The 25,472-nt window shown below is 73.6% G+C and carries 21 protein-coding genes and 1 tRNA gene; 10 read left to right on the top strand and 12 right to left on the bottom strand.

Annotated features, from left to right (window positions below; all coding sequences use genetic code 11):
* Nucleotides 1-49: 49 nt before the first annotated feature.
* Complete coding sequence (locus ACK2IS_RS06115; RefSeq protein ID WP_409485257.1) at nucleotides 50-859, top strand: hypothetical protein; 810 nt, start codon at nucleotides 50-52, stop codon at nucleotides 857-859.
* Between the two features lie 91 nt (nucleotides 860-950).
* Nucleotides 951-1,718 (top strand): L,D-transpeptidase family protein, encoded by a 768-nt coding sequence (locus ACK2IS_RS06110; protein WP_409485256.1) that lies wholly within the window; start codon nucleotides 951-953, stop codon nucleotides 1,716-1,718.
* Between the two features lie 130 nt (nucleotides 1,719-1,848).
* On the opposite strand, the gene ACK2IS_RS06105 is transcribed toward ACK2IS_RS06110, so the two are convergent.
* Nucleotides 1,849-1,944 (bottom strand) — tRNA-Sec (locus tag ACK2IS_RS06105).
* A gap of 178 nt (nucleotides 1,945-2,122) precedes the next feature.
* Here ACK2IS_RS06105 and selD point away from each other — a divergent pair.
* Nucleotides 2,123-3,136: a selenide, water dikinase SelD gene (gene selD / locus ACK2IS_RS06100; RefSeq protein ID WP_409485255.1), complete on the top strand. Its 1,014-nt coding sequence runs from the start codon at nucleotides 2,123-2,125 to the stop codon at nucleotides 3,134-3,136.
* A 61-nt stretch (nucleotides 3,137-3,197) separates the two neighbouring features.
* Here the strand turns inward: selD and ACK2IS_RS06095 are convergent, their stop codons facing one another.
* The 6 genes from ACK2IS_RS06095 to ACK2IS_RS06070 all read right to left on the bottom strand — a co-directional run bounded on the left by ACK2IS_RS06095 (nucleotide 3,198) and on the right by ACK2IS_RS06070 (nucleotide 12,082).
* Complete coding sequence (locus ACK2IS_RS06095; protein WP_409485254.1) at nucleotides 3,198-4,541, bottom strand: hypothetical protein; 1,344 nt, start codon at nucleotides 4,539-4,541, stop codon at nucleotides 3,198-3,200.
* A gap of 102 nt (nucleotides 4,542-4,643) precedes the next feature.
* Nucleotides 4,644-5,933, bottom strand: coding sequence for an OFA family MFS transporter (locus tag ACK2IS_RS06090; RefSeq protein ID WP_409485253.1), 1,290 nt, complete (start codon nucleotides 5,931-5,933; stop codon nucleotides 4,644-4,646).
* Between the two features lie 116 nt (nucleotides 5,934-6,049).
* Nucleotides 6,050-7,159 (bottom strand): NrfD/PsrC family molybdoenzyme membrane anchor subunit, encoded by a 1,110-nt coding sequence (gene nrfD / locus ACK2IS_RS06085; protein ID WP_409485252.1) that lies wholly within the window; start codon nucleotides 7,157-7,159, stop codon nucleotides 6,050-6,052.
* The gene (locus tag ACK2IS_RS06080; RefSeq protein ID WP_409485251.1) at nucleotides 7,156-8,133 is read right to left on the bottom strand and encodes a 4Fe-4S dicluster domain-containing protein; all 978 of its coding nucleotides are present in this window, start codon (nucleotides 8,131-8,133) and stop codon (nucleotides 7,156-7,158) included. The genes nrfD and ACK2IS_RS06080 overlap by 4 nt, the downstream gene beginning before the upstream one ends.
* Entirely contained in the window at nucleotides 8,133-11,585 is a 3,453-nt protein-coding gene (gene fdh, locus ACK2IS_RS06075; protein ID WP_409485250.1) for a formate dehydrogenase, read from the bottom strand. The genes ACK2IS_RS06080 and fdh overlap by 1 nt, the downstream gene beginning before the upstream one ends.
* Before the next feature lie 83 nt (nucleotides 11,586-11,668).
* Nucleotides 11,669-12,082, bottom strand: coding sequence for an SRPBCC family protein (locus ACK2IS_RS06070; RefSeq protein WP_409485249.1), 414 nt, complete (start codon nucleotides 12,080-12,082; stop codon nucleotides 11,669-11,671).
* A gap of 120 nt (nucleotides 12,083-12,202) precedes the next feature.
* Between ACK2IS_RS06070 and thpR the strand changes: the two genes are divergently transcribed.
* The 4 genes from thpR to ACK2IS_RS06050 all read left to right on the top strand — a co-directional run bounded on the left by thpR (nucleotide 12,203) and on the right by ACK2IS_RS06050 (nucleotide 17,217).
* Nucleotides 12,203-12,772, top strand: a complete 570-nt coding sequence (gene thpR / locus ACK2IS_RS06065) for an RNA 2',3'-cyclic phosphodiesterase (RefSeq protein ID WP_409485248.1) — start codon at nucleotides 12,203-12,205, stop codon at nucleotides 12,770-12,772.
* A 228-nt stretch (nucleotides 12,773-13,000) separates the two neighbouring features.
* Nucleotides 13,001-15,304 carry a beta-glucosidase gene (locus tag ACK2IS_RS06060; protein WP_409485247.1) on the top strand — a complete coding sequence of 768 codons (2,304 nt, stop codon included), beginning with the start codon at nucleotides 13,001-13,003 and terminating at the stop codon, nucleotides 15,302-15,304.
* Nucleotides 15,301-16,290 carry a dienelactone hydrolase family protein gene (locus ACK2IS_RS06055; protein ID WP_409485246.1) on the top strand — a complete coding sequence of 330 codons (990 nt, stop codon included), beginning with the start codon at nucleotides 15,301-15,303 and terminating at the stop codon, nucleotides 16,288-16,290. Before ACK2IS_RS06060 ends, ACK2IS_RS06055 begins: the two co-directional genes overlap by 4 nt.
* 150 nt (nucleotides 16,291-16,440) lie before the next feature.
* A complete protein-coding gene (locus ACK2IS_RS06050; RefSeq protein WP_409485245.1) occupies nucleotides 16,441-17,217 on the top strand; it encodes an aminoglycoside adenylyltransferase domain-containing protein in 777 nt (258 codons plus the stop codon).
* Between the two features lie 221 nt (nucleotides 17,218-17,438).
* On the opposite strand, the gene ilvC is transcribed toward ACK2IS_RS06050, so the two are convergent.
* The 3 genes from ilvC to ACK2IS_RS06035 all read right to left on the bottom strand — a co-directional run bounded on the left by ilvC (nucleotide 17,439) and on the right by ACK2IS_RS06035 (nucleotide 20,951).
* On the bottom strand, nucleotides 17,439-18,470 hold the full coding sequence (gene ilvC / locus ACK2IS_RS06045; RefSeq protein WP_409485244.1) for a ketol-acid reductoisomerase: 1,032 nt from the start codon (nucleotides 18,468-18,470) through the stop codon (nucleotides 17,439-17,441).
* 127 nt (nucleotides 18,471-18,597) lie between these two features.
* On the bottom strand, nucleotides 18,598-19,104 hold the full coding sequence (ilvN, locus tag ACK2IS_RS06040; protein ID WP_409485243.1) for an acetolactate synthase small subunit: 507 nt from the start codon (nucleotides 19,102-19,104) through the stop codon (nucleotides 18,598-18,600).
* Entirely contained in the window at nucleotides 19,101-20,951 is a 1,851-nt protein-coding gene (locus tag ACK2IS_RS06035) for an acetolactate synthase large subunit (RefSeq protein WP_409485242.1), read from the bottom strand. Before ACK2IS_RS06035 ends, ilvN begins: the two co-directional genes overlap by 4 nt.
* Nucleotides 20,952-21,287: 336 nt before the next feature.
* On the opposite strand from ACK2IS_RS06035, the gene ACK2IS_RS06030 reads away from it, so the two are divergent.
* On the top strand, nucleotides 21,288-22,784 hold the full coding sequence (locus ACK2IS_RS06030) for a carboxyl transferase domain-containing protein (protein ID WP_409485241.1): 1,497 nt from the start codon (nucleotides 21,288-21,290) through the stop codon (nucleotides 22,782-22,784).
* Between the two features lie 28 nt (nucleotides 22,785-22,812).
* Here the strand turns inward: ACK2IS_RS06030 and ACK2IS_RS06025 are convergent, their stop codons facing one another.
* A complete protein-coding gene (locus ACK2IS_RS06025; protein ID WP_409485240.1) occupies nucleotides 22,813-23,325 on the bottom strand; it encodes a SixA phosphatase family protein in 513 nt (170 codons plus the stop codon).
* Between the two features lie 325 nt (nucleotides 23,326-23,650).
* Between ACK2IS_RS06025 and ACK2IS_RS06020 the strand changes: the two genes are divergently transcribed.
* A complete protein-coding gene (locus tag ACK2IS_RS06020; RefSeq protein ID WP_409485239.1) occupies nucleotides 23,651-24,298 on the top strand; it encodes a TetR/AcrR family transcriptional regulator in 648 nt (215 codons plus the stop codon).
* On the opposite strand, the gene ACK2IS_RS06015 is transcribed toward ACK2IS_RS06020, so the two are convergent.
* On the bottom strand, nucleotides 24,299-24,634 hold the full coding sequence (locus ACK2IS_RS06015) for a GNAT family N-acetyltransferase (RefSeq protein ID WP_409485640.1): 336 nt from the start codon (nucleotides 24,632-24,634) through the stop codon (nucleotides 24,299-24,301).
* A gap of 170 nt (nucleotides 24,635-24,804) precedes the next feature.
* On the opposite strand from ACK2IS_RS06015, the gene ACK2IS_RS06010 reads away from it, so the two are divergent.
* A complete protein-coding gene (locus tag ACK2IS_RS06010; protein WP_409485238.1) occupies nucleotides 24,805-25,464 on the top strand; it encodes a DUF937 domain-containing protein in 660 nt (219 codons plus the stop codon).
* The last annotated feature ends 8 nt before the right edge of the window (nucleotides 25,465-25,472 follow it).

Genomic DNA, 25,472 nt, shown 5'->3' with positions numbered 1-25,472 from the left:
ATGCAGTTATCGTGAGGGTCGACCCGACCACCACCCCGCAGAGGACCGCATGCTCCCGACGCCTCCCGACCGTCGCGCCGCCAGCGCGCTCGCCGGCGTCACCGCACTCGCCGTCGCGGCGGGCGGGTGCGCCACGAGCGTGACCGCGGCCACCACGCAGGCCACCGGACCGGACGTCCGGGCCGGGCGCACGGCCGCCGTCTCCGCGCCACCGATCCCCGCCGCCCCGGTCAGCCCCACGCTGACCCCGCCCCCTCCCCTGCCGACGGTGGTGGCGCCGCCGGCCCCGCTGCCCGAGTGGCCCACCCGCGCCCAGGTGGCCACCTGGTCCTGCGACCGGGTGGTGCGCGCCGTCAACGGCGCCGCAGCGCGCTGCCTCGCCGCGGGCGACCCCGCCCTGCAGGCCCAGTCGGTCGACGGCGAGTCCACCGTCGGCCTCACCGACGACGACCAGGTGGTCTACGTCCAGCGCGGCATGAGCTCGCTGGACACCTACCTCGTCGCGATGCACGAGCGCGGGCACCAGGAGCTGCGTCAGCGCTGCTCCACCTGGGCCTGCGGCGACATCCTGGTCCGGCGGATGGGCACCACCCGCTCCGGATGGAACCAAGGACCCTACTTCGACCGCGTCGTCGAGGCGGCCGCCTCCACCTGGGCCCGCTGCCACGGCGCCGACAACGCCCGGTACGGCTACCAGCTCAGCTGCCAAGACCTTGAGCGTGCCTTCGCCGCCGAGACCACGGCCCGGGCGGCGTACGTCAGGGACAAGACCGTCTTCGACACCGCGTGGGCCGACTACCACCGGGCGTACGAGCGATATCGCGACGCCGTGACCAGGGCCGCGAGCTCGCTGCCCTGACCTGCCCAGCTCCATACCGCCGCCGCCGGTCCGGGCTCGTCCCGGCACATCCGGCACGCGACGGACCCGCCCCCGACCCCCGAGGACGAACGTGACCCGCACCCGCACCCGCCTCCTGGCCGCCCTGTCCACGCTCACCGCCGTACCCCTGCTCACCACCCCGGGCGCCGCTCCCGCCGCGGCGAACCCAGCCACCACCTCTGTCGTGGCCCGGCCCGCAGCACCGGCCACGACGCCCCCCACCGCCCGGCGGGTCTACGCGCCCGGAACCTCGATCAGCCAGCTCGACTCCACCCAGGTGCTCGTCGCCGACCGGGTCGCCGGCACCAGGGGCACCTGGGCGCGCTGGTCCTGGAACGGATCTCGCTGGGTCAAGGTCAACGCGCCCGCCGGCGCGGTGTTCGGTCGCGGCGGGGTGGTGCCCGCCGCCGTCCGGCGGCAGGGCACCGGCACCACCCCCGCCGGTGCCTTCACCCTGGTCAGCGCCTTCGGCAAGGGCAACCCGGGGACCAGGATGGCGTACCGCACGGTGACCGCCTGCTCGTGGTGGATCCAGGACCCCCGCGCCCGGGACTACAACCGCTGGCGCCAGTCCTGCGCGGTGCCCCGCGCCACCGCCGCCGGCAGCGAGCGGCTGTCCACCTACGTCGCCTCGGGGCTGTACCGCCAGGCCGTGGTCGTCGGCTACAACTACTGGAACGTCCGCCGCTACGGCTCCGGCTCGGGGGCAGGGATCTTCCTGCACCACGCGCGCCGCTACACCGGCGGCTGCGTGGGGATCGACGACATGGCCGAGCTCACCGCGACCGTGAGGTGGCTGGACCCGGCGCGGCACCCGGTCCTCGTCATCAAGGCCTGACCCCCTGCCGCCACGGCGCCGTCGGCTGTCGACCCGGCTGTCACGGCCCTTCGGCGGCGGCCCGCGACCAGCCCGACGGCACCCGGCCCCGGACCCGCGTCACGGGGGTGACCGGGACCGGAGCCAGGTCTGGCGGAGGCGGACGGGAATCGAACCCGCCTACGACGGATACCGCCGTACAACGGTTTTGAAGACCGCGAGGGCCACCAGGCACCTGTACGCCTCCGGCATCGAGCCTACCCGTGCCGGTCCCCGGGCCGGGGTGTTGTCGCCGGGTGACGAGCAGGAGCCGCCCGATCGGTCCCACCGCCGGCGGCCGAGGCTCGTCCCCGGCGGCGAGGAGCGAGCCGGTGGAGGCGCTGCGCAACCACTGAGTCACCCGCCACGGTCGTTAGATTGACCGTATGACGAGCACCACCCCCGACCCCGCGACCGGCGTCGCCGTGCGCCTCACCCAGACCGCCCACGGCGGGGGGTGCGCCTGCAAGATCCCCCCGGGTGAGCTGGAGGACGTCGTGGCCGGCCTGCGCGGGGTCACCTCGCCGGACCTGGTGGTGGGGTTGGACGACGGGGACGACGCCGCGGTGGTGCGGATCGGCCCGGGTCAGGCCGTGGTGGTGACGACCGACTTCTTCACGCCGGTGGTCGACGACGCCTACGACTGGGGGCGGATCGCGGCCGCCAACGCCCTCTCGGACGTCTACGCCATGGGCGGGCGGCCGGTCGTCGCCGTCAACCTCGTGGGCTGGCCCCGCGACTCGCTCCCCCTCGAGCTGCTGCGCGAGGTCCTCCGCGGTGGTCTCGACATCGCGCGGGAGGCGGGCTGCCCGGTCGGCGGCGGCCACTCCATCGACGACCCGGAGCCGAAGTACGGCCTCGCGGTCACCGGCCTGGTGGACCCGGATCGCCTGCTGCGCAACGACCGGGCCCGGGCCGGGCTGCCCCTCAGCCTGACCAAGCCCATCGGCGTGGGCCTGCTCAACAACCGCCACAAGACCACCGGGGAGGTGTTCCCGCAGGCGATCGCCTCCATGGTGGCGCTCAACGCCGAGGCGGGGCGGGCCGCGGTCGCCGCGGGCGTCGAGGCCGCCACGGACGTCACGGGATTCGGCCTGCTGGGGCACCTGCACAAGATGATGCGGGCGTCCGGGGTCACGGCACGACTGTCCGCGGCCGACGTGCCGGTGCTGGAGGGGGCGCGCGAGGCGCTGCGCGACGGCTACGTCAGCGGCGGCACCAGGCGCAACCTGGACTGGGTGCGTCCGTCCCTGGACGCCACGGTCGACGAGGACACCCTGCTCCTGCTCGCCGACGCCCAGACCTCGGGCGGCCTGCTGGTGGTCGGCGAGGTCCCGGGCGCACCGGTGATCGGGGAGGTGGTCCCCGCGGTCGACGGGGTGACCGTGCAGGTGCGCTGACGGGCGGCGGCTCGCCGCAGCCGGGCCTCCTGCTGCCGGGTCATCCTGCCGCCGGCGTGGGTCAGGTGCGCTCGGCCAGCCAGGCCACCAGCGCCTTGTCGAACTCCGGACCGTTGTCGAAACCGAGCGGGGCATAGACGCCGCCGTGACCGGAGGACGTGGCCCGGCGGGTGGCCTCCAGGGCCGCTGCCAGCCCCTTGCGGTCGACGGCGAACGCGAACGCCGCGTAGGCCACGGCGTAGGCGTCCCGCACCGCGGGGTCGTCCCCTGTCCAGAAGTCCACGTCGTCGGCCGCCTTGATCCGGGCGGGGAAGGCGTCCGCGGCGTCGGTGAGGATCCCCTCCTCGAGGTCCGCGTCCCCGTCCAGCTCGGCCCACTGGCTCATGCCCTCGACCGTCCAGCGGGCCGTCGGGTCGGATGCTCCCCACAGCCGCGCCAGCAGGGCGTGGACGGACTCGTGCCGGATCGTCGCCTGGGCCTCGTCGTCGTCCTCGGCGAACACGTCGGCCGGCACGAGGATGCGGCTGGCCGAGACCTGCCCGTCGCCCAGCGGCTGGTGGAGCTGGTCGCGGGCCAGCAGCGGCACCGTCGCCGCCCCGAAGTCGGCCTGGGGCGTGGTGCGCACCCCGCCGAGATAGTCCATGAACCGGCCGTGCTCGCCGTCGACGATCCCCACGAGCAGCCCCTCCCCCGCCGGGAGCCGCACCCCGCCCTCCCGCAGCAGCTGGGTGGTCCGCAGCACCCCGGGCTCCAGGGCATGCAGGGCCGTGCGGCAGCGGGCGGCGGACCAGGCGGCCGGCGTGAGCAGCCCCATGCCCCGCCCGGCGGTGTAGCGCACCGGTCCCTCGTCCCACAGCTGCGGATAGGCCCCGAGATATCTCTGCCGGCTGCGCGGGTCCTCGTCCCGCACCCCCGTCCACGCACCGAGGACGGTGTCGCTGCCGTGCCGCACGAGGGGCGCGGCATACCACTCCTCGGACAGGGCCCCGTCCAGTCCCTTGACCTGGTGCAGGTAGGCGAAGACCCAGGGCTTCCCCGGCGCCGGTGGCTCCTCGCCGTCCACGCCCGACACCGGCACCACCCCGTGCATCGTCATCGGGACGCTGCGGACGGCGTCGAACCACCGCCCGGCCACCGGCTGGGCCGCCGGGGCGAAGGAGCGCAGCAGCAGCGCCCGGTCCGCGGTGCGCAGCGCCGCGGAGATCTGCTTGGAGAGGGCCACCGCGGCGTCGGTGCCCTCGAGCCCGGCACCCGTCGTCTCCGCCGGCGCCCCGAAGCTGCCGAAGGTGCCCCCTGCTCCTGTCGAGGCGGGGGCGCCCGGCCCGCGCTGGGAGCATCCGGCCAGGGCGCCGACGCCGGCGAGCACGAGCAGGCTGCGGCGTCCGATCGGCCGTGACGAGGACATGGACGCCACTCTAGGCCGCAGGCAGACCGACGGCCCCGCACCTGGTGAGACAGGTCGGGGCCGTCGGACGATGCGCTGCGCGCGGCAGCGGTATGCCGGGGATCAGGCGCGCGGCATGACCTTGCGCGGCGCCTTGGTGATCAGCGGGATCACGGCGCCGACGAGGGCGACGACGCCGAGCGTGGTGTAGGCCAGCGTGTAGTTCTTGCCGTCCCCGATGAGCTGGGCGGCGAGCAGCGGACCGACGACGCCGCCGATGGACCAGGCGACCAGCATCAGGCCGTAGATCCCACCGGCGTTCTTGGTGCCGAAGAACCTCCCGGCGGTGGACGGCAGGGTGCCGAAGGCCCCGCCGTAGCAGGTGTAGACGATCGCCGCCAGGATCGCGAAGGTGACGGCGCTCGTGGCGTGCGGCAGCGCGACGAGGGCCAGCCCCTCCAGGACGAGGATCCCGATGAAGGCCGGCATCTTGCCGATCTTGTCCGAGACGGCGGCCCACAGGATCCGGCCGGCGCCGTTGAACAGGCCCATCGTGCCCACGAGGGCGGCGGCGCCGGCCTTGCTGAAGCCCGCGATGTCGGTGGCGCTCGCGGCGGCCACCGAGATCAGCGAGATGCCCGCGATGACGGCCAGGGTGAGGATGGCGGTCAGGAGATACCACTGCGGGGTGCGCAGCGCCTCGGCCTGCGTGAACTGGGTGACCTGGTCGGTGCTGGCCTGCGGGAGGCCGACCGAGCGGGCCGGGGTGCCCACCGGCGACCAGCCCTGCGGCGGGTTGCGGAACATCGCGGCGCCGATCAGCCCGGCGACGAGGTAGGCCAGGCCGAGCCACAGGAAGGGCGCGGTCGGGTGGGCCGGGTCCTTCTCGATCAGCGCGGTGGCGAGCGGCGCGGTGATCACGGCGCCGAAGCCGAAGCCGCCGACCGCGATGCCGGTGATCAGGCCGGCCTTGTCCGGGAACCACTTCTGCAGCATGGCGATCGGCACGATGTAGGCCATGCCGAGGCCGAAGCCGCCGATCACGCCATACCCGAGGACCAGCAGCCACAGCTGGCCGCCGTCGCGGGCGAAGGAGCTGAGCATGATGCCGAGGCCGTAGAGCACGACACCGACGAGGGCGACGGTGCGCGGCCCCCGCTTGTCCTGCAGCCGACCGCCGAGGAAGGACGCGACGAAGATCATCGCGACCGCGGTCTCGAAGGGGATCGCCGCCTCGGTCTTGGACAGGTGCAGCGCCGAGGCCGGTGCCTGCAGCGCCTTGCCGAAGACGCTCCAGGCGTAGACCGCGCCGAGCGCGAGCTGCACGAGGACGGCGCCGACGAGCAGCAGCCAGCGGTTCGGCACCCGGTCGTGGGCGAGCGCCGGAGCCCCGGCTGCGGTGGACGAGCTCATCGGAGGGCTCCTTGTCGGTCGGCCGCGTCGCTGCGGGCGCGACGGTCAGCTGGGTGGGATCGGGCGGGACAGGCCGGAGCGTATGCCGGACGGTCGCGGCCCGGCACACCGCCCCCTCAGCCCAAGGTCCGCAGACCGCGGTCGAGGCGCTCGCGCTGCGGGACGACGGTGTACCTGGGGTCCTTGGCCGACGCGATGCCCGCCTCGAACACCGCGAACCGGGTGCAGACCGAGCCGGCCGCGAGCGCGAGCCCGGCGGCGACGGAGACCGCCTTGCTGCGCCGGGCGCCCAGGACGGTCAGGGCCGCACCGGTGAGGGTGAGGGCCTTGCTCGCGTCGTACCACCACCGGGGTCGCCCCTCGTGCAGGGTCTGCGCGGACAGGCCCATCGAGTGCTCCATGAGCCGCGCCGAGGCGATCTCCCACAGAGCGCCCCCGACGGCGAGCCGCCGTGCGGGCCAGGTCTGCTCGTGCGGTGCCGCGATCATCGCCAGACCCGCGGCGGAGGCTCCCGCGGATCCGGCGAAGACCATCGGCAGCTCCTTGTAGGCCGCGTGCCAGCCGGGGGTGGAGGTGTTGCCGAGGAGCACCGCGGTGTAGGCCGCCAGCGGCGGGGACAGGAACGCCGCGGCCAGACCTGCCGGACGCCCGAGCCAGGTCACCAGCCGCCCGAGGGGCGCGATCGCCTCCGGGGCGCGCGGGGTCAGCACCTCGGCGAGCTCCGCCGCGGCCGCGAGGCCCGCGCAGGGTCCGTAGCCCGCGAGGATCCACGAGCCCACGCTCATCGGGGACGTCAGCTTGACGACGCGCATCATGTTGAGGAAGCGCTCAGGGCGGCCCAGGTCGTGGATGAGCAGATAGGTGGCGGCGCCGATGGACACGAGCGCGGTGACCCGACCCTGACGGCGCAGCCCCGGCAGGCCGGTCAGGTCGGCCCCGGCGGCCAGCAGGGACGACCCGGCCGCCAGGCCCCCGACGAAGAGGTACTCCGCGATGTCGTGGCTCCACGGCGCCGGCTTGACGATCGGGCGGTCGTAGTAGGACGTGAACTCGGCGTCCCCGACCATGGTCTGCTCGCCGCGCTCGCCGTTCCCGGCGAACCGGCGGAAGCCGAACACCCCCGAGCCGCCACCTGGGCCACCGCGCTCGCGACGGCGCTTGCGGGGCCCGCGCGCCTCGTCGGGCCACAGGCCCTCGCGGCTCTCCTGATGGGCGATGGTGGTCATCGACGGCCTCCGAGGAAGGACAGGGCGACCCCGACCAGCAAGGTCAGTCCGCCGACGCCGCCCTTGCGGAAGATGTCGGCGAGGTCGCGGGTGGTGACGACCGGGTCCGGCGGCAGTCCGTAGACCTCCGGCTCGTCGAGGAGCAGGAACATCGCGCCGGTGCCCCCGACCCCGTCGTGCGGGTCGTCGCCGTACATCCGGGCCGAGGTGTAACCCTGCTCGTGCAGCTGCGCCACGCGGGCCCTGCCCCGCTCGCGCAGCTCGGCGACGTCCCCGAACTGGATCGACTCGGTCGGGCAGGCCTTGGCGCACGCGGGGGTCTGGTCGGCCTTGAGCCGGTCGTAGCACAGCGTGCACTTCTGGGCGATCCCCGCGTTGGTGACGGTGCCCTTGTCACCCCCACGACGCTCGATCACGCCGAAGGGGCAGCCGGCCACGCAGTAGCCGCACCCGTTGCACACGTCGTCCTGCACCACGACGGTGCCGAACTCGGTGCGGAACAGCGCGCCGGTCGGGCACACGTCCAGGCACCCGGCGTGGGTGCAGTGCTTGCACACGTCCGAGCTCATCAGCCACCGGAAGTCGGGCTGCACGGCCTCCTCGGCGGGCGCGTCCGGGCAAGGGGCGTCCGCGGCGGTCGCGTCCTCTCCCGGCGGCGCGTCCTGCGGCCGCAGGCCCGGCATGCCGAGGTCGACGGGCTGGCGGGACAGGACGGCGTCGTCCGCCCGGCCCGGCTGCTCGATGAACTTCACGTGCCGCCAGGTGCTGGCCCCGAGCGACCGGGAGTTGTCGAATGACGAGCCCAGCAGGGACAACCCGTCCTCCGGGACGTGGTTCCACTCCTTGCAGGCGACCTCGCAGGCCTTGCAGCCGATGCACACCGAGGTGTCCGTGAGGAAGCCCTTGCGCTCGGGGGCGTCCACCCAGCCGGCGTCGGGCGCCGGGTCCAGGGGTCCGAAGAGGGAGTTGGGCATCAGGCATCACCCTTCGTTGCGTCGTCGCCGGCCTCGCTCGCACCCTTGACGTCCGCGCCTGCGTCGTCACGCTCCTTGACGTCGGCCTCGCGCCGCTGCTGGACGTCGTCGGCATCGGCGCCGGAGCGCAGGTCGTTGCCGGTCGCGGCGGTCACGCCCGCCCGACGGCGGTAGTCATCGACCAGCTCGACGAGCCCGGGACCGCGCGGTCGACGACCCTCGCGGATGTCGCAGGCCCCGACCTTGGACTCCTGGATCAGGACGTTGGGGTCCAGGGCGACCCCCATCAGGTCGTTCACCGAGTCGCCGTCGACGACGGCTCCCCCGCCGCCCTGGGCCCAGTGGTAGGGCAACCCGATCTGGTGGAAGACCTTGCCCGCCACCAGCAACGGCTTCATCCGCTCGGTGACCAGGACCCGCGCCTCGATGGCCGACCGCGGCGACACGATGGTCGCCCAGCCGCCGTTGACCAGCCCACGCTCGGCCGCGAGCTGCGGGGAGACCTCGCAGAACATCTCCGGCTGCAGCTCGGCGAGGTAGGGCAGCCACCGGCTCATCCCGCCCGCCGTGTGGTGCTCGGTCAGGCGATAGGTCGTGAACACGTAGGGATAGACCTCCGGGTGCTCGCTCGCGTGGTCGTCCTCGGGCGGGTGGCCCTGCGACGGCGCGGTGAGGTTGTCCGCGCGCTCGTAGACCTTGCGGGTGGGGCTCGCCTGCTGGGTGTAGAGGGGATTGCGGACGCGCCCCTCCTGCGGCTCGTAGTGGCTGGGCAGCGGCCCGTCGAGCAGCCCCTTGGGGGCGAACAGCCAGCCCTTGCCGTCGGCCTGCATGATGAAGGGGTCGTCACCCGCGATCGCGTCGGGACCCGTCGCCCCCTCCGGCGGGCGGTATGACGGCGCGCGGTCGGCCGGGAAGTCCGGGACGTCGGGTCCGGCCCACCGGCCCGCGGCCTCGTCCCACCACAGGTGCTTCTTGCGCTCCGACCAGGGCTTGCCGTCGGGGTCGGCGGAGGCGCGGTTGTAGAGGATCCGCCGGTTCGCAGGCCAGCACCAGCCCCACTCCAGGGCGGTCTCGTCCTGCTCCTCCTTGGGCTTGCGGCGGGCGGCCTGGTTGACGCCGTCCTTGTAGACACCGGTGTAGATCCAGCACCCGCCGCTCGTGGACCCGTCGGCCCTCATCTCGGTGAACAGCGACAGCGGCCGACCGGCCTGGTCCCCGGTCAGGTGACGACCGTTGATCTCCTGCAGCACGGCCTCCGCCTGGACGTCCCCGTGCTCGTCGAGCGGGTAGTCCCAGGTCAGGTCCAGCAGCGGCCGGTCGCGCTCGTCGGTGGAGCCGGCGAGCCGCTCCCGCAGCCGCACACCCAGCTCGTGGAAGAAGTCGAGCTCGCTGCGGGCATCTCCCGGCGGACGGACCGCCTGCTCGCGCCACTGCACCATGCGCTGGGTCTGGGTGAAGGTGCCGGCCTTCTCCAGGTGCGAGGCGGCGGGCAGGAAGAACACCTCGGTGTCGATGTCCTCGGGCCGGCGCTCCCCCGTCTCGATCTCGGGCGAGTCCTTCCAGAAGGTCGCCGACTCGATGAGGCGCAGGTCGCGGACGACGAGCCACTTGAGGTGGGCCAGTCCGTCCCGCTGCAGCCTGCCGTGCGCCGACGCGACGGCGGGGTTCTGCCCGAGCAGGAAGTAGCCCTCGACCTTGCCGTCGATCATGTCCATCGTCGTGCGGTAGGTCCCGTGGTCACCGGTCAGCCGCGGCAGGTAGTCGAACGCCCAGTCGTTGTCCTGGGTGGCGGCGTCGCCCCACCAGGCCTTGAGCAGGCTCACGGCATAGGTGTCCGCCTTGGTCCAGAAACCCTTCTGGTCCTTGCTGGAGATGGTCCCGAGGTAGTCCTGGAAGGTGTCGTGCACCCCCGCCTTGGGCATCGGCAGGTAGCCCGGCAGCAGGTTGAACAGCGTCGGGATGTCGGTCGACCCCTGGATCGAGGCGTGCCCGCGCAGCGCCATGACGCCGCCGCCGGGCCGGCCCACGTTGCCCAGCAGCAGCTGGATGATGCAGGCGGTGCGGATGTACTGCGCGCCCACCGAGTGCTGGGTCCAGCCGACCGCGTAGCAGAAGGCCGTCGTGCGCTCGCGACCGGAGTTGCTGGTCATCGCCTCGGCGACGTAGGCGAGGTCCTCGCGGGAGACCCCGCAGACCTCCTCGACCAGCTCCGGCGTGTAGCGCGCGAAGTGCCGCTTGAGGACCTGCAGCACGCAGCGCGGGTCCTGCATCGAGTCGTCCCGACGGACCCGGTGGGCGCCGGGCAGCGTCGGGCCGCCCGAGCCGTGCTCGTCACCGGCGGCGCGCTCGTGCTTGGACGCGTGCGACTCCTCCTGGCCGTCAGTGCTGCCGTCGTCGTCCTGGTCGTCGTCCTGGTCTGCGCCGGAGCCTTCGCCCGCGTCGGCGTACATCCAGCTCTCGGAGTCGTAGGTCGCCGTCTGCGGGTCGTAACCGGAGAATACGCCGTCGAGCTCGTCGACGTCCTGGAAGTCCTCGCGCAGGATCACCGGACCGTTGGTGTAGGCCCGGACGTACTCCTCGAAGTACAGGTTCTTGGACAGGATGTGGTTGACGATCGCGCCGAGGAAGACGATGTCGCTGCCCGCGCGGATGCCCACGTGGCGGTGGGCGTGCGCGGACGTGCGGCTGAAGCGCGGGTCGACGTGGATGACCTTGGCACCGCGCCGCTTGGCCTCCACGACGTACTGGAAGGCGACCGGGTGGGCCTCGGCCATGTTGGAACCCTGGATGACGATGCAGTCAGAGTTGGCGAGGTCCTGCACGAAGTTCGTGGCGCCGCCACGACCGAACGAGGCTCCCAGACTGGGAACCGTGGCGGAGTGTCAAATACGCGCCTGGTTCTCGATCTGGATCGCGCCCATCGCCGTGAAGAGCTTCTTGATGAGGTAGTTCTCCTCGTTGTCGAGGGCGGCCCCTCCCAGGCTCGCGATCCCCATCGTGCGGCGCAGCGGACGACCGTGCTCGTCGTGGTCCTGCCAGGTGCGTCGGCGGGTGTCCAGGACGCGGTCGACGATCATGTCCATCGCCCGCTCGCGCTCCATCGGCTCCCACTCGGTGCCGCCCGGCCGGCGGTAGAGCACCTGGGTCTGCCGGTTGGGGGCGTTGACGAGCTGCTCGGTGGCCGACCCTTTGGGGCACAGCCTGCCCCGCGAGATCGGGGAGTCCGGGTTGCCCTCGACGTGGACGATCCGGCCGTCCTTGACGTAGGCCTTCTGCGCGCAACCGACCGCGCAGTAGGGGCACACGCTGTGGGCCACCGAGTCGGCGGTGACGGTGCGGGGCTGCAGCGCGGCGGTCCTGGGGGACCGGGCGGCCCGCCCGCGTCCTAGCGGGTCGCCACCGGTCAGCTGGCGCACGACCGGCCACGACAGGAGCGTCTTCTTGGCGTCCATCGGTTCTCCTTCGACGCAGGTCACCCTACGCGACCGGACCCGGAGCAGGTCGCTTGGCAGGACTCGCTCCCGCGGCGCGTCGCTCATGTCCCCGTGACGGCCGCGACGAAGGCGAACGCCTGGCCCTCGAGGTCGGCCCTCGCCGACCCTGCCGACGCCAGGGCGACCAGGGCTGCGCCCTCGCCGCGCCAGGACCTCGTGATCAGCAGGCGCGACCCCGGGCCCACCGCCTCGACCCGGTAGGTCGTGGTCGTCGCGAGGCGGCCGCCACGGCGCCAGGTGAAACCCACGCCCTCCTGCCACTCGATGATCTCGTGCACGTCGGGCGCCCTGCCGTAGCGGATGACCTGCAGGTGCGCGCCGACCCCCGTGGCCCGGTCGACCGGACGTACCGCCATGACCGTGGGCAGGACCGTGCCCCATCGGGCGAAGTCACCGACCGTGGCCCAGAGCTGCTTGGTGCTGGCGGAGGACTCGCAGGTCGCCGTGATGTCCACGAGGACGACGCTAGCGCGCCGCGCCGACAGGCCCCTGGGACCCGGGGGGTCTACGCGAGCCCTCGGCGCCGAGGCCCGTCGACCCGGGGCGGTCGACCCGAGATCTGCGATGCTGGGCTCGTGACGCGCGGGACCCGGATGTTCGTGGCCGTCGTGCCGCCGCCGGAGGTGCTGGCCGAGGTCGAGACCTTCCTCGAGCCCCGGGTGGACGCCGACCCGGACCTGCGCTGGGCGCGGCCCGAGCAGCGGCACCTCACGCTGGCCTTCCTGCCCGCGGTGGGCCCGGGGTCGCTGGAGCACCTGGAGGAGCGGCTCGACGAGGTCGCCCTGACCACCGAGCCGTTCGACCTGACCCTGCGGGCGGGCGGAGCGTTCCCGGGCACCGCGGACGCCCGGATCCTCTGGCTGGGCGTGGACGACCCCCTGGACGGGCTGGCCCCCTTGGCCCGGCGGGTCCGGGGCGCCGCCAACGCCGCCGGCACCCAGGTCCACGGCGGTCCCTTCCGGGCTCACCTCACGCTCGCCCGGCTGGGCCGGCCCAAGGACGTGCGCCGATGGCTCGAGGTCCTGGACACCTTCGTCTCGACGACGTGGACCGTGACCGACGTGACGCTCGTGGAGTCGCACCTGGGACAGGGACCGGGCGGGCGCCCGAGGTATGCCGAGCGCGGGACCTTCCCGCTGCGGTGAAGGACACGCCCACCGGATCCCGCTCCCGGTCCGGCGGGCGGCACCGGTCCAGCCGCACCGGTGCCGTCCGGTCACCGCACCGGCGACCCTCGTCGCTACGCACGGCGCACGACTCCGCGCGGCCAGAGCCGGGCACCACCCGAACGGTCTGTCCACAGGGACCGCCACGAGCCAGACCGGCGCGGAGTGGATAGGGTGCACCTGCATCGTCGTCGTCGAGGAGGGCCCATGCGCCTGCGTCCCGCTCTGTTCCTGGCTCTCGTGCCCGCCCTGGCGGCCGGGGTGTCCGTCCCGGCCGCCGCGGCCGAGGATCCGGCGCCCGCCTGCCCCTGGGTCGGGTCCAGCGCCCCCGCCGCCGAGCGCGCCGCGCAGCTGCTCGCCGCCATGACGCAGGACGACAAGCTGCAGATGGTCCACGGGTCCGCCGGCACCCTGCAGCCCTACGGCCCGACCTACGCCGGTCAGGTCAAGGCCAACCCCCGCCTGTGCATCCCCGCCCTGAGCCCCACCGACGGGCCGGCCGGGGTGGGCAACGGCAAGACCGGCGTCACCCAGCTGCCGGCACCCATCGCCCTCGGCGCGACCTGGGACCGGGCGCTGGCCAGGCGGTACGGCGAGGTCATCGGTGCCGAGACCGTGGGCAAGGGCGCCAACTACGCCCTGGGGCCGGGCCTGGACATCGCCCGCGACCCCCGTGCCGGCCGCCACTTCGAGGACCTCGGCGAGGACCCCGACCTGATCGCCCAGCTCGCCCTCCAGGAGTCCCAGGGGATCCAGTCCCAGGGCTCGCTGTCCGTGGCCAAGCACCTGGCGGCCTACACCCAGGAGACCGGCCGCAACACCGCCCAGGGCGACGCCAAGGTCGACGAGCGGACCTTGCAGGAGCTCTACCTCGCGCCCTACGAGCCGCTGGTGGCCGGCGGCGTGGACTCGGTCATGTGCTCCTACAACAAGGTCAACGGCGTCCACGCCTGCAACGACACCTACACGATGACGCAGGTCCTCAAGGGCCAGCTCGGCTTCCGCGGCTTCACCATCAGCGACTGGTTCGGGATGCACGCGTCCACGGCCTCGGCGAACGCCGGACTCGACCTGCAGATGCCCGACACCTGCTACTACGACAAGCGCCTGCGCGCGGCGATCAACGACAAGCTGGTGCCCCAGGCACGGCTGGACGACATGGTCCGGCGGATCACCACGCAGATGTTCGAGCGCGGGCTGTTCGACCGCAAGGTCTCCGGCACCCCCGAGACCAGGGTGACCAACGACAAGAACGCCCAGGTCGCCCAGGACGTCGCGGCGTCCGGCATGGTCCTGATGCGCAACACCGACGGCCTGCTGCCGCTGGACCCCGCCCGCACCCGGAGCATGGCCGTGATCGGCTCCGCGGCCGGTCGCAACACCCTCGGCTCCGGTGGGGGCTCGGCCCACGTGGTGGCCGACAAGGTGTCCACCCCCCTGGAGGCGCTCGCCGCCGAGGCCGCGCACAACGGCACCACCTTCACGTCCTACACCGGGGCGCTGCCGGGGGCCGCCGCGGACAAGGCACGGGCCGCCGACGTGGCCGTGGTCGTGGTCAGCAAGCTGATGTCGGAGTCCAAGGACGAGGGCGACCTGCTGCTCTCCGCCACCGACCGGGCGATCCTGGACGCGGTCACCAAGGCCAACCCCAACACCGTCGTCGTGGTCAACACCGGTGCGCCGGTCGACCTCTCGTCGGCCGCGAAGGCGCGGGCGGTGCTCGCAGCCTGGTATCCCGGGCAGTCCTTCGGCGTGACCCTGGCCGACGTGCTCTACGGCCGTACCAACCCCTCCGGCCGGCTGCCCGTCACCTGGCCCGCGTCGCAGGACCAGCTGCCGGCCGCCGCCCGCGACCGCTTCCCCGGCGGCGAGCACTCCGAGGGCCTGGCCGTCGGCTACCGCTGGTACGCCCAGCAGGGCACCAAGCCGCTCGGTGTGTTCGGGTCGGGCCTGTCCTACACCACCTTCGACTACTCCGGCCTCACGGTCGGGGACGAGGCCGCCGACGGGTCCTTCCCGGTGACCGTGACGGTCCGCAACACCGGGTCCCGGGCCGGAGCCGTCGTCCCTCAGGTGTACGTCGACCAGCCGGCGGGCGCCCCGGCGACCCCCCGCGCCCTGAAGGACTTCGCGAAGGTCGTGCTGGCGCCGGGCGAGTCGCGCCAGGTCACGCTGACGCTGACCACCCGCGACCTGTCCCACTGGGACGTGGCCCAGCACCGCTGGGTGCGGTCGGCGGGGAGCTACCCCGTCCACGTCGGCGACAACGCCGTGGATCTGCGCCTGCACGGGACCGCGAAGGTCGATGCCACCACGACCACGTCCCCCGCCACCCCGGCCGCCCCCGAGGGCGCCCCGGCGGGCAACGAGACGGCCGGCGAGTCGCTCAAGGACACCTTCGTGTGCGGCAACGGCGGGTTCATGGCTGGCGGCGTCGGGCTCGCGTCGTACTTCGGGCTCGCCCCGCAGCCTCAGGCCGTGGTGGCGCCCACCGACGACCTCCGCCGATGACCCGGGTGCTGCGCCGGGCGCAGGCGGCGCTCGGCGTCGCGGTGTGCGGCGCGGCACTGCTGGTCGCCCCCGCGGCGGACGCGGCTCCCCGGCCGCGCTCCGTCCTGGCCGCGCCCGGCGTCCGAGGCGCCGTCGCGGCCGCCCGCCCCACGACCACCGTCGCCAGGCGTACGCCCGGTGACGCCGGCGCCCCGGACGCAGCTCTCGTGGTGGAGCGGGTGTCGTTGCAGGGCATGGGTGCTCATCCCGTCACCGCGGTGGCTCTACCGGCCGACCTGACCCCTGCCGCGGTGGGCGGCGCGGACTATCTCTTCCCCGCCGACACCGGCGACCGGCGGCTGGCGGCCGTGACGATGATGCCCGGCTTCGCCGACAGCCGCGCCTCCGTGCGCTGGCTCGCCGAGCGTCTCGCCAGCCACGGTCTGATCGTCCAGCTCGTCGATCCGGCGAGCCCCGTCGACCCGCCGGTCGTCCGGGCACGCGCCTTCGCTCAGGCGCAGGAGCTCCTGCTCTCCGCCAGCCCCGTCAGCGGCCGGGTGGACCCGGCCCGCACCGCGCTGTGGGGCTACTCCATGGGCGGCGGGGGCGCGCTGCAGGCGGCGAGCACGTTGCCCGCCCTGCGCGCCGTCGTGGCGGTCTTCCCCTGGCACGCCACCCCGTCCTTCCCCACGCTGACCGCACCCACGCTCGTCGTGGCAGGGCAGGCCGACGGTGTCGCCGTCCCCGCGTGGTACGCCCAGCCGATCTACGCCTCCCTCACCGGCTCCCCCGACCGGGCGTACGCCGAGCTGGCGCAGGCCCGGCACCCGCTGCCGTCGCACTCCACCGACGCCCGCCTGGCCGAGATGAGCGCGGCCTGGCTGCTCACCCACCTGACCGACGCGCGCCCGGCGGACGGGTTCCTGTGTCCCGGGCCGCAGGTCGGCGTGCCGGTCGCGGACACCCCGGGCTACTCGGCCTACACGGCGACCTGCCCCCCGCGCTGACGCCCTCGCGCAGGACCGGGCACCCCCGCTCGCCGACCGTCGGCGCCGTGCACGACGGGACCGGTCGTCATACCGCTGCCCGCGCCAGAGGATCATGACGGTGCGCCTGCGTTCACCCTCGCGGTCGGTACCTGTGATGGACTGTCCGGCATGATGATCCCCTGGCAGCCTCTCGCCGACCGCGTGCTCGCCACGCTGCGCCGCCTCTCGGGTGACGACCTGGTGGCGGTGTGGGTGCACGGGTCTGCGGCCCAGGGCTCGTTCGTCGTCGGGCGCAGCGACCTCGACGTGCTCGTCGTCGTCCCCGACCACGCCGAGGCGGACTGGGGCCAGGTGGGTCACGCCGTCGCCGAGGCGGCCACGGATGGCGGTCGGGAGTCGATCCCCCTGGAGCTCAGCATCATCCGTCGGTCGCTGGCCGAGTCCCCGCGCGAGCCATGGTCCTTCGCGGTGCACGTGGCGACCCACCCCGGACAGCGACGGGACTCACGGGTCGTACCGGACGACGGCCACGGCGACATCGACCTGCTGCTGCACCTCGCCGTCGCCCGTCAGCAGGGGATCACACTGCTCGGCGCCTCCCCCGACGCCCTCGTCGGAGAGATCGACCGCGACACCGTGGTGGACCAGCTCGTCGAGGAGCTGCGGTGGGCCGTGGACGAGGCGGACGAGTGCTATGCCGTGCTGAACGCCTGCCGCGCCTGGCGATTCGCCGAGACCGGAGACCTGGTGAGCAAGGGCGAGGGCGGCGAGTGGGCGCGGACCCGGCTCCCGGACCACGCCGCGGTGATCGAGCGGTGCCTGGCCAGGCAGGGCGGCGCCGAGCCTGCCGGCCGCGAGCGGGACAACAGCGAGCGGGGCGAGCCGGCGACCATGGCCGGGCGCGCGCTGGTGGCTGAGGTGCTCGACGAGCTCACCTGGGGCTGATCCCCGCCGGCAGGACCCGGCTCCCGCCACCTTCGGCAGCCCGTGGCGCGCCCGTCTCGGGTCCCCGTGCCCGCCGCGGACCCACCTGCGCTCGCAGCTCGAGAAGCGCATGTCATGGCCTCGTCTTCGGGCACTTCCGCAGCTGGGAGCGAGGGTGAGGGACGACAGAGGGGGGCGCGACGAGTGGGCCCCGGTCGAGGAGCCCACCCGTCGGCCGGAGGTCAGCGAGCGGCCGAGCCCTCGACGTAGTCCGCGGTGCCGTCGTCCTTGATCCAGCTCATCAGCGACCGCAGCTCGCGGCCGGTGCGCTCGATCGGGTGCCGGGCGCCGCGCTCGCGCAGCGCCGTGAACTCCGGCGCCCCCTTGTCCTGGTCCTCGATGAAGCGCTGGGCGAAGGTGCCGTCCTGGATGTCCTTGAGCACGGCCCGCATGTTCTCCTTGACCTCCGGGGAGATCACGCGCGGCCCGGAGACGTAGTCGCCGAACTCCGCGGTGTCCGAGATCGACCAACGCTGCTTGGCGATGCCGCCCTCGACCATCAGGTCGACGATCAGCTTGAGCTCGTGCAGGCACTCGAAGTACGCCACCTCGGGCTGGTAGCCCGCCTCGGTGAGCACCTCGAAGCCGTACATCACCAGCTGGGAGGCGCCGCCGCAGAGCACGGCCTGCTCGCCGAAGAGGTCGGTCTCGGTCTCCTCGGCGAAGGTCGTGCGGATCCCGCCGGCACGCAGCCCCCCGATGGCCTTGGCGTAGGACTTCGCGAGCTCCCAGGCCGAGCCGGAGGCGTCCTGCTCGACGGCGACGATCACGGGGACGCCGCGACCGTCGGTGTACTCGCGACGCACCAGGTGACCGGGCCCCTTGGGCGCGACCATGATCACGTCGGCGCCGGCCTCGGGGGTGATGTAGCCGTAGCGGATGGTGAAGCCGTGGCCGAAGACCAGGGCCGCGCCGGCGCGCAGGTGCGGCTCGATCTGCTCGGCATACACCGTGCGCTGGACCTGGTCGGGGGTGAGGATGACGACCACGTCGGCCTCGGCGACGGCCTCGGCGACGGTGAGCACGCGCAAGCCCTCGGCCTCGGCCTTGGCACGCGAGCGGGAGCCCTCGGCCAGGCCGATGCGGACGTCGACGCCGGAGTCACGCAGGTTGAGGGCGTGGGCGTGACCCTGGGAGCCGTAGCCGATGACGGCGACGCGGCGCCCCTGGATCACGGACAGGTCGGCGTCGTCGTCGTAGAACATCTCAGCCATGGGGCTGGTCTCCTTCGCTGGGTGGGGCCTCGGGGGCGAGGCCGTGGGTCGGGTCGCGGGACGATTGTCCCGTGGGGCGCGGTGCGTGGCCGCAGGCACGCGGGCGGTATGCCGGTGTGCGGGCGCCTCAGCGTCCGGAGCGGTCGGTGATGCTGCGCGAGCCCCGCCCGATGGCGACGAGCCCGGACTGGACCAGCTCCTTGACGCCGAAGGGCTCGAGCAGGCCGAGCAGGGCCTCGAGCTTGAGGACGTTGCCGGTCGCCTCGATGACGAGGGTGTCCGGGCCGACGTCGACGACCTTGGCCCGGAACATCTCCACGACCTGCATCACCTGGCCGCGGTGGGCGGCGTCGGCGCGCACCTTGACCAGGATGATGTGCCGCTGGACCGACTGGTCGGGCTGCAGCTCGACGACCTTGAGCACCTCGACGAGCTTGTTGAGCTGCTTGGTGACCTGCTCGAGCGGGAGCACGTCGACGTCGACGCGGATCGTCATGCGGGAGATCTCGGGGTGCTCGGTCTCGCCCACCGCGAGCGCCTCGATGTTGTAGCCGCGGCGGGAGAACAGCGCGGCGATCCGGGTGAGGACGCCGGGCTTGTTCTCCACCAGGACGGACAGGGTGTGCTTGCTCACTCGTCATCACTCCACTGCGGGGCCAGGCCCTTGGCGATCTGGATCTGGTCGTTGCCGACGCCGGCGGGGACCATCGGCCACACCATGGCGTCGCGGCTGACCACGAAGTCGACGACGACGGGCCGGTCGTCGATCGCCATGGCCGCCTCGATGGTCTCGTCGATGCGGGCCGGGTCCTCGCAGCGCAGCCCGACGCAGCCGTAGGCCTCGGCGAGCTTGACGAAGTCGGGGATGCGGACCTGGTCGTGGCTGGTGTGCAGGTCGGTGTTGGAGTAGCGCTCGTCGTAGAACAGCGTCTGCCACTGGCGGACCATGCCGAGGGAGGAGTTGTTGATGACGGCGACCTTGATCGGGATGTCGTTGATGAGGCAGGTCGCGAGCTCCTGGTTGGTCATCTGGAAGCAGCCGTCGCCGTCGATGGCCCACACCGTCCGGGCGGGGTCACCGGCCTTGGCGCCCATCGCGGCCGGCACGGCGAAGCCCATGGTCCCGGCGCCGCCGGAGTTGATCCACTGGCGGGGGCGCTCGTAGCCGATGAACTGCGACGCCCACATCTGGTGCTGCCCGACGCCGGAGCAGTAGATCGCCTCCGGGCCGACGAGGGCGCCGAGCCGCTCGATGACCCGCTGGGGGGCGATGGTGGTCTCGTCCTCGTGGACGTAGCCGACGGGATAGGTCTGCTGCCAGCCCTGCGCCGTGGCGAGCCAGGCCTCGTGGTCCCCCACGTCGGGGGTGCCGGCGCCGGTGCCCTGCAGCTCGGTGAGCAGGTCGGCGACGACCTCCTTGCAGTCGCCGACGATGGGGATGTCCGCCACGCGGTTCTTGCCGATCTCGGCGGGGTCGATGTCGGCGTGGATCACCGCGGCGCCGGGGGCGAAGGTCGACAGCTGCCCGGTGACCCGGTCGTCGAAGCGGGCGCCGAGGGCGATGATCAGGTCGGCCTTCTGCAACGCGGTGACCGCGGCGACGGAGCCGTGCATCCCGGGCATGCCCAGGTGCAGGGGGTGGCTGTCGGGGAAGGCACCGCGCGCCATCAGCGTGGTGACCACCGGGATGCGGGTGAGCTCGGCCAGGGCGCGCAGCTCCTCGTGGGCCTCGGCGCGGATGACCCCGCCGCCGACGTACAGCACCGGTCGCCCGCTGCGGCGGATCAGGCGGGCGGCCTCGCGGATCTGCTTGTGGTGCGGGTGGGTCACCGGGTGGTAGCCGGGCAGCTCGAAGGTGGGGGGCCAGGAGAAGGTGGTCCGGGCCTGCAGCGCGTCCTTGGTGATGTCGACCAGGACCGGGCCGGGTCGGCCGGTGCTCGCGATGTGGAAGGCCTCCGCGACGGACTGTGCGATCCGGGCAGGGTCGGTCACCAGGTAGTTGTGCTTGGTGATCGGCATGGTGATCCCGCGGATGTCGGCCTCCTGGAAGGCGTCCGTGCCGATCATCCCCGAGCCGACCTGGCCGGTGATCGCCACGATCGGCACCGAGTCCATGTGGGCGTCCATGATGGCGGTGACCAGGTTGGTCGCGCCGGGGCCGCTGGTGGCCATGCACACCCCGACCTTGCCGGTGGCGGCAGCATAGCCCTGGGCGGCGTGGCCGGCGCCCTGCTCGTGCCGCACCAGCACGTGACGCACCGTGGCCGAGTCCAGGAGCGGGTCGTACGCCGGGAGGATCGCCCCGCCGGGGATGCCGAAGACCGTGTCGACCCCGAGGGCCTCGAGCGCGAGGACGAGCGCCTGGGCGCCGGTCACCTCGACGGGGTGGCGCTGCCGCAGCGACGCGGCGAGGCTCGACGGGCTGGGCGCGGGCGGGGCGCCCGGGCGGGTGGGCGAAGCGGACGACGAGGTGTCGGTCACGGTCGTTCACCACTTTCGGCTCGGTCTGGGCTGTGGCTGCACGGCATCGGGTGACGCCGACACGAAAAAACCCCTGCCCCGGGGACGGGACGCAGGGGTGGCGCTCGGTCGACGGCCGCAACGGTGCGGGTCGGCTGAGCGCTCAGGGAAGTACGAGGAGGGTGGCCACCGGACAACGGTCCCCCAGACCCCCCGTCCCGTCAAAGGGTGGGCGGTGTCGTCTCGGCATACGGTCACGGACGGACGCACCACCCGCACGCGCTGTGACCTGCGCCGCACGACCCGCCGGGTCGCGGTGCACCTTGGGACACTGGGGCGCGACCCCCAGGAGGACCCATGGCCACCCACGCCCGCCGCACCGCCCTCGAGCTCGTCGACCTCGTCCTGGACGACGGCACCTTCGCCCGCTGGGACGTCGAGCCGGTGCCCGTCCCCCTGACCGAGGAGTACGCCGAGGAGCTGCGGGTCGCCCGGGAGCGCACCGGGCTGGACGAGTCGGTGGTGACCGGCGAGGGGCGGCTGCGTGGACGCCGGGTCGCCGTGGTGATGTGCGAGTTCGGCTTCCTGGGCGGGTCGATCGGCGTGGCGGCCGCCGAGCGCCTGGTGCTCGCGATCGAGCGGGCCACGCGCGAGCGGCTGCCGCTGCTGGCCGCCCCGGTCTCGGGCGGCACCCGCATGCAGGAGGGCACGACGGCCTTCCTGCAGATGGTCAAGATCACCGCGGCCGTCATGGCGCACAAGGCCGCCCACCTGCCCTACCTCGTCTACCTGCGGCACCCGACGACCGGCGGGGTGCTCGCCTCGTGGGGCTCCCTCGGCCACATCACCGTGGCCGAGCCCGGCTCGCTCGTGGGCTTCCTCGGGCCGCGGGTCTACGAGGCGCTGCACGGCGAGCGTTTCCCCGAGGGCGTACAGCTGGCGGAGAACCTGCACGACAAGGGCATCGTCGACGCGGTGCTCGCCCCCGAGGATCTCGCGGACATCGCCGACCGGGCGCTGACGGTGATGCTCGCCGAGACCGAGGGCCTGCCCGAGCAGCACCCGCAGCCGCAGCCGCAGGTGCCGGACCTGCCGGCCTGGGACTCGATCACCCTGTCCCGCAAGCGGGATCGCCCCGGGCTGCGGCGGCTGCTGAAGTACGCCGCCGCGGACGTGGTGCCTCTCAACGGCACCGGCGCGGGCGAGTCCGACCCGGGGCTGCTCCTGGCGCTCGCGACCTTCGGCGGGGCGCCGTGCGTGGTCCTCGGTCAGTGCCGGCGCGGCCAGAGCGAGTCCCAGCAGCTCGGGCCGGCCGCGCTGCGCGAGGCCCGGCGCGGGATGCGGCTGTCCAGCGAGCTGCACCTGCCGCTCGTCACCGTCATCGACACCCGTGGCGCCGCTCTGTCCAAGGAGGCCGAGGAGGGCGGTCTCGCCGGGGAGATCGCCCGTTGCCTGGCCGACCTGGTGACCCTGCCCTCCCCCACGGTGTCCGTCCTGCTCGGCGAGGGCACCGGCGGCATCGCGCTGGCCCTGGCGCCCGCCGACCGGGTGCTCGCCGCCCAGCACGCCTGGCTGTCGCCGCTGCCGCCGGAGGGCGCGAGCGCCATCGTGCACCGCGACACCAGCCGGGCCCCGCAGATGGCGCAGGCCCAGGGAGTCCGCTCCCGGGACCTGCTGGCCGCCGGCATCGTCGACCGGGTGGTGCTGGAGGAGCCGGAGGCCGCGGAGGCACCGGTGGCCTTCTGCCGGGCCATGGGCGAGGCGCTGCGGGAGGAGATCCTGGCGGTGCTGGCGCTGGACGAGCAGGAGCGTCGTCGGCGGCGGTTCGAGCGTTATCGGGCGCTCGGCCTGTGAGCCGACTCCGGCCCGGGTCGCACCCGGGTCAGGCGCGGGGCACCTCCACGGCCACCAGGTCGGCGGTCGCGGCGCCCACCGAGAGCCATTCCCGGTCCGCCTCCAGCACGCACACCGTCGTCGTCGGGAAGCCCTGGTCCAGCGCCTCGGCCACCGCGACCGGGCTGTCGGAGGAGGCCAACGTGTTGACGAGCATGGGCATCCCCGGCGCGTGGCCCAGCATCAGCACGGTGGTCGCCTCGTCGGGCAGGTGGGCGACCTCGGCGAGCAGGTGGTCCAGCGAGGCCTCGTAGATCGTCTCCGTGGCCCGCACCTGCCGAGCGATCGCGCCGCCCTCCACGGCTGCCTCCCAGGTCTGCCGGGTGCGCACCGCGTCGGACAGCACCACCAGGTCGATCTCCCCGACCTGCCGGGCCAGCCAGCGCCCCGCGGCCCGCGAGTCCGCCAGCCCCTGCTCGGTGAGCGGCCGATCGTGGTCGGGGCCACCGGTGGCCGCCTCGGAGTGACGCATCAGGACCAGGGTGCGCGTGGGGGTCGTCATACGGCCATCCTCACCCATCGGCGGGCTCCGGGGGGAGCGGGTCGCGGCGCTGCGTCGGAGTGCCCGGCGAGGGCCGCGGCCGGGCGGTCCGGACGCCGGACGACGTGCAGACCCGGCCCCGGCGCGCGGCGCAGGTCAGGAACGGGCAGGTCGTGCGGGCCACCGTCGCGGGCAGGTGGTCGACGTGGTGGCCCAGGCCCGCAGCACCAGCCGGGCGGCCTGCCGCGACCTGGCTGGAGGCCGGACGCCGACGCCGTGGCACCGGCGGTCCCCGACCGCACGCCGCCGCAGATCCGTGCCGACGACCCGTGGATAGTCTGCGCACATGGCACTGCCCCACCCGGAGACCCCGCGATCCGCTCGTCGCCAGGCCACCCGACGGCGACTGCCGGCTGCGGCCTCGGCGGCCTTCGCCGACCGGGGGCTGCACGGCACGACCGTCGAGGACATCTGCGAGCGGGCGGGATTCACGCGGGGCGCGTTCTACTCCAACTTCACCTCGCGCGACGACCTCGTCATCGCCCTGGTCGAGGAGCGCAGCGCCGCGCTGCGCGCGCGGGTCGCCGAGCTCACCCGGCGAGCCGACCTCACCCCCGATGAGCTGCTCCACGAGGTGCTGACCACCTGGACCGAGCTGCCCGGCGAGCGCGAGCAGTGGCTGCTGCTGCAGACCGAGCTGATGCTGCACGCGATCCGTGAGCCCGCGGCGGGCGCGGCCTGGCGCGAGGTCGTGACCCACAACCTGCGCGAGATCGCGGCCGTCCTCCAGGCCTACCTCGGGCGCCGGGGAGTCCAGCTGCCCATCGACAGCCTGGTCTTGGCGCGGCTTGTCTACGCGACCTTCCAGGGCGGGGCGCTGCAGCATCTGCTCGACCCCGCGCACGTGGCCCCCGGCGACCTGTCCGGCAGCCTGGTCACCCTCCTCGACGGTGCCCTGGTCGCGGGGGCGGGCGCGGTGGCCGAGCCGGGCTGATCAGGCCCGCAGGTCGGCATACTCCGGGTGCTTGTCCAGCCAGGACGCGACGAAGGAGCAGGCAGGCTCCACCCGCAGCCCGCGCTCGCGGACGTCGTCGAGCATCCCCCGCACGAGAGCGCTCCCCAGACCCATGCCGCCGAAGGCCGGATCGACCTCGGTGTGCGGCACGACGAGCACCTCGCCGTCGAGGTGGGCGTCGGCGAAGCCGGCGAGCTCACCGTCGCGGCGCACCTCGTAGCGGTGCAGGTGGTCGTTGCGCGTGACGACGGTGTCCTCGGCCATGACGGGAGTCTGCCACCAGGCACGCGAGCACGCTCGGCGAGCGAGCAGCACCACGGTGTCGAACGATTCGCCCACCCGCTGGTCCTCCGCCTGACGCCGGACCAGCCAGGTCGGCGGCGGTCCTCACGGCCACGGCAGCGACGTATGGCGATGGACCCGGGCGTCCGCGGGGGCGCTAGGTTGTGGTCGACCCAGCACCATCCCCCGCACGAGGAGACCCCATGTCCGCTGTCGACGAGATCCTTCGCTCCCTGCCCGTGGCCGACCTGGCCCACCAGCTCGACGCCCGCCCCGAGGAGGTCCAGCAGGCCGCCGCGGTCGCGCTGCCTGCGCTGCTCGGCGGCCTGCAGGCCAACGCCGCGGACCCCGCCGGCGCCGCGTCCATCGTCGAGGCCCTGTCGAAGCACGAGGGCGGGCCGGGCGAGGGACCGGTCGACCTGGGGCAGGTGGACACCCGCGACGGCGAGGCGATCGCGCAGCACATCTTCGGCGAGCAGCAGGGCGCCGTGGCCCAGCAGCTCGGTGGCCTGCAGGGCGTCGCGGGTCCGCTGGTGCAGCGCCTCATCCCGATCCTGGCCCCGATCGTCATGGCCTGGCTCGCCCGTCAGGTGCTGGGCCAGGCCGGCGCCGGCGGCAGCATGGGCCTGCCGCAGGGCCAGGCCACCGGGCAGGGTGGCGCGACCGGCTCGATCCTCACCGACATCCTCGGCTCGGTGCTCGGCCGCGCCACCGGTCAGGGCGCGCAGACCCCGCAGACCCAGACGGTCCCCGGGCAGGCCCCGGTCCAGCAGGACCTGCCGCCCCAGTCCGAACCGGGCCTGGACACCGGCCGGATCATCACCCAGGTGCTCGGCGGCCTGCTCGGCGGTGGCCGTCGCTGACCCGCGCG

The organism is Arsenicicoccus dermatophilus, assembly GCF_046267915.1.
GTDB lineage: Bacteria > Actinomycetota > Actinomycetes > Actinomycetales > Dermatophilaceae > Arsenicicoccus > Arsenicicoccus dermatophilus_A.
Note: the sequence above shows the minus strand (reverse complement) of the source record. Positions and strands in the feature narration are given on the sequence as shown.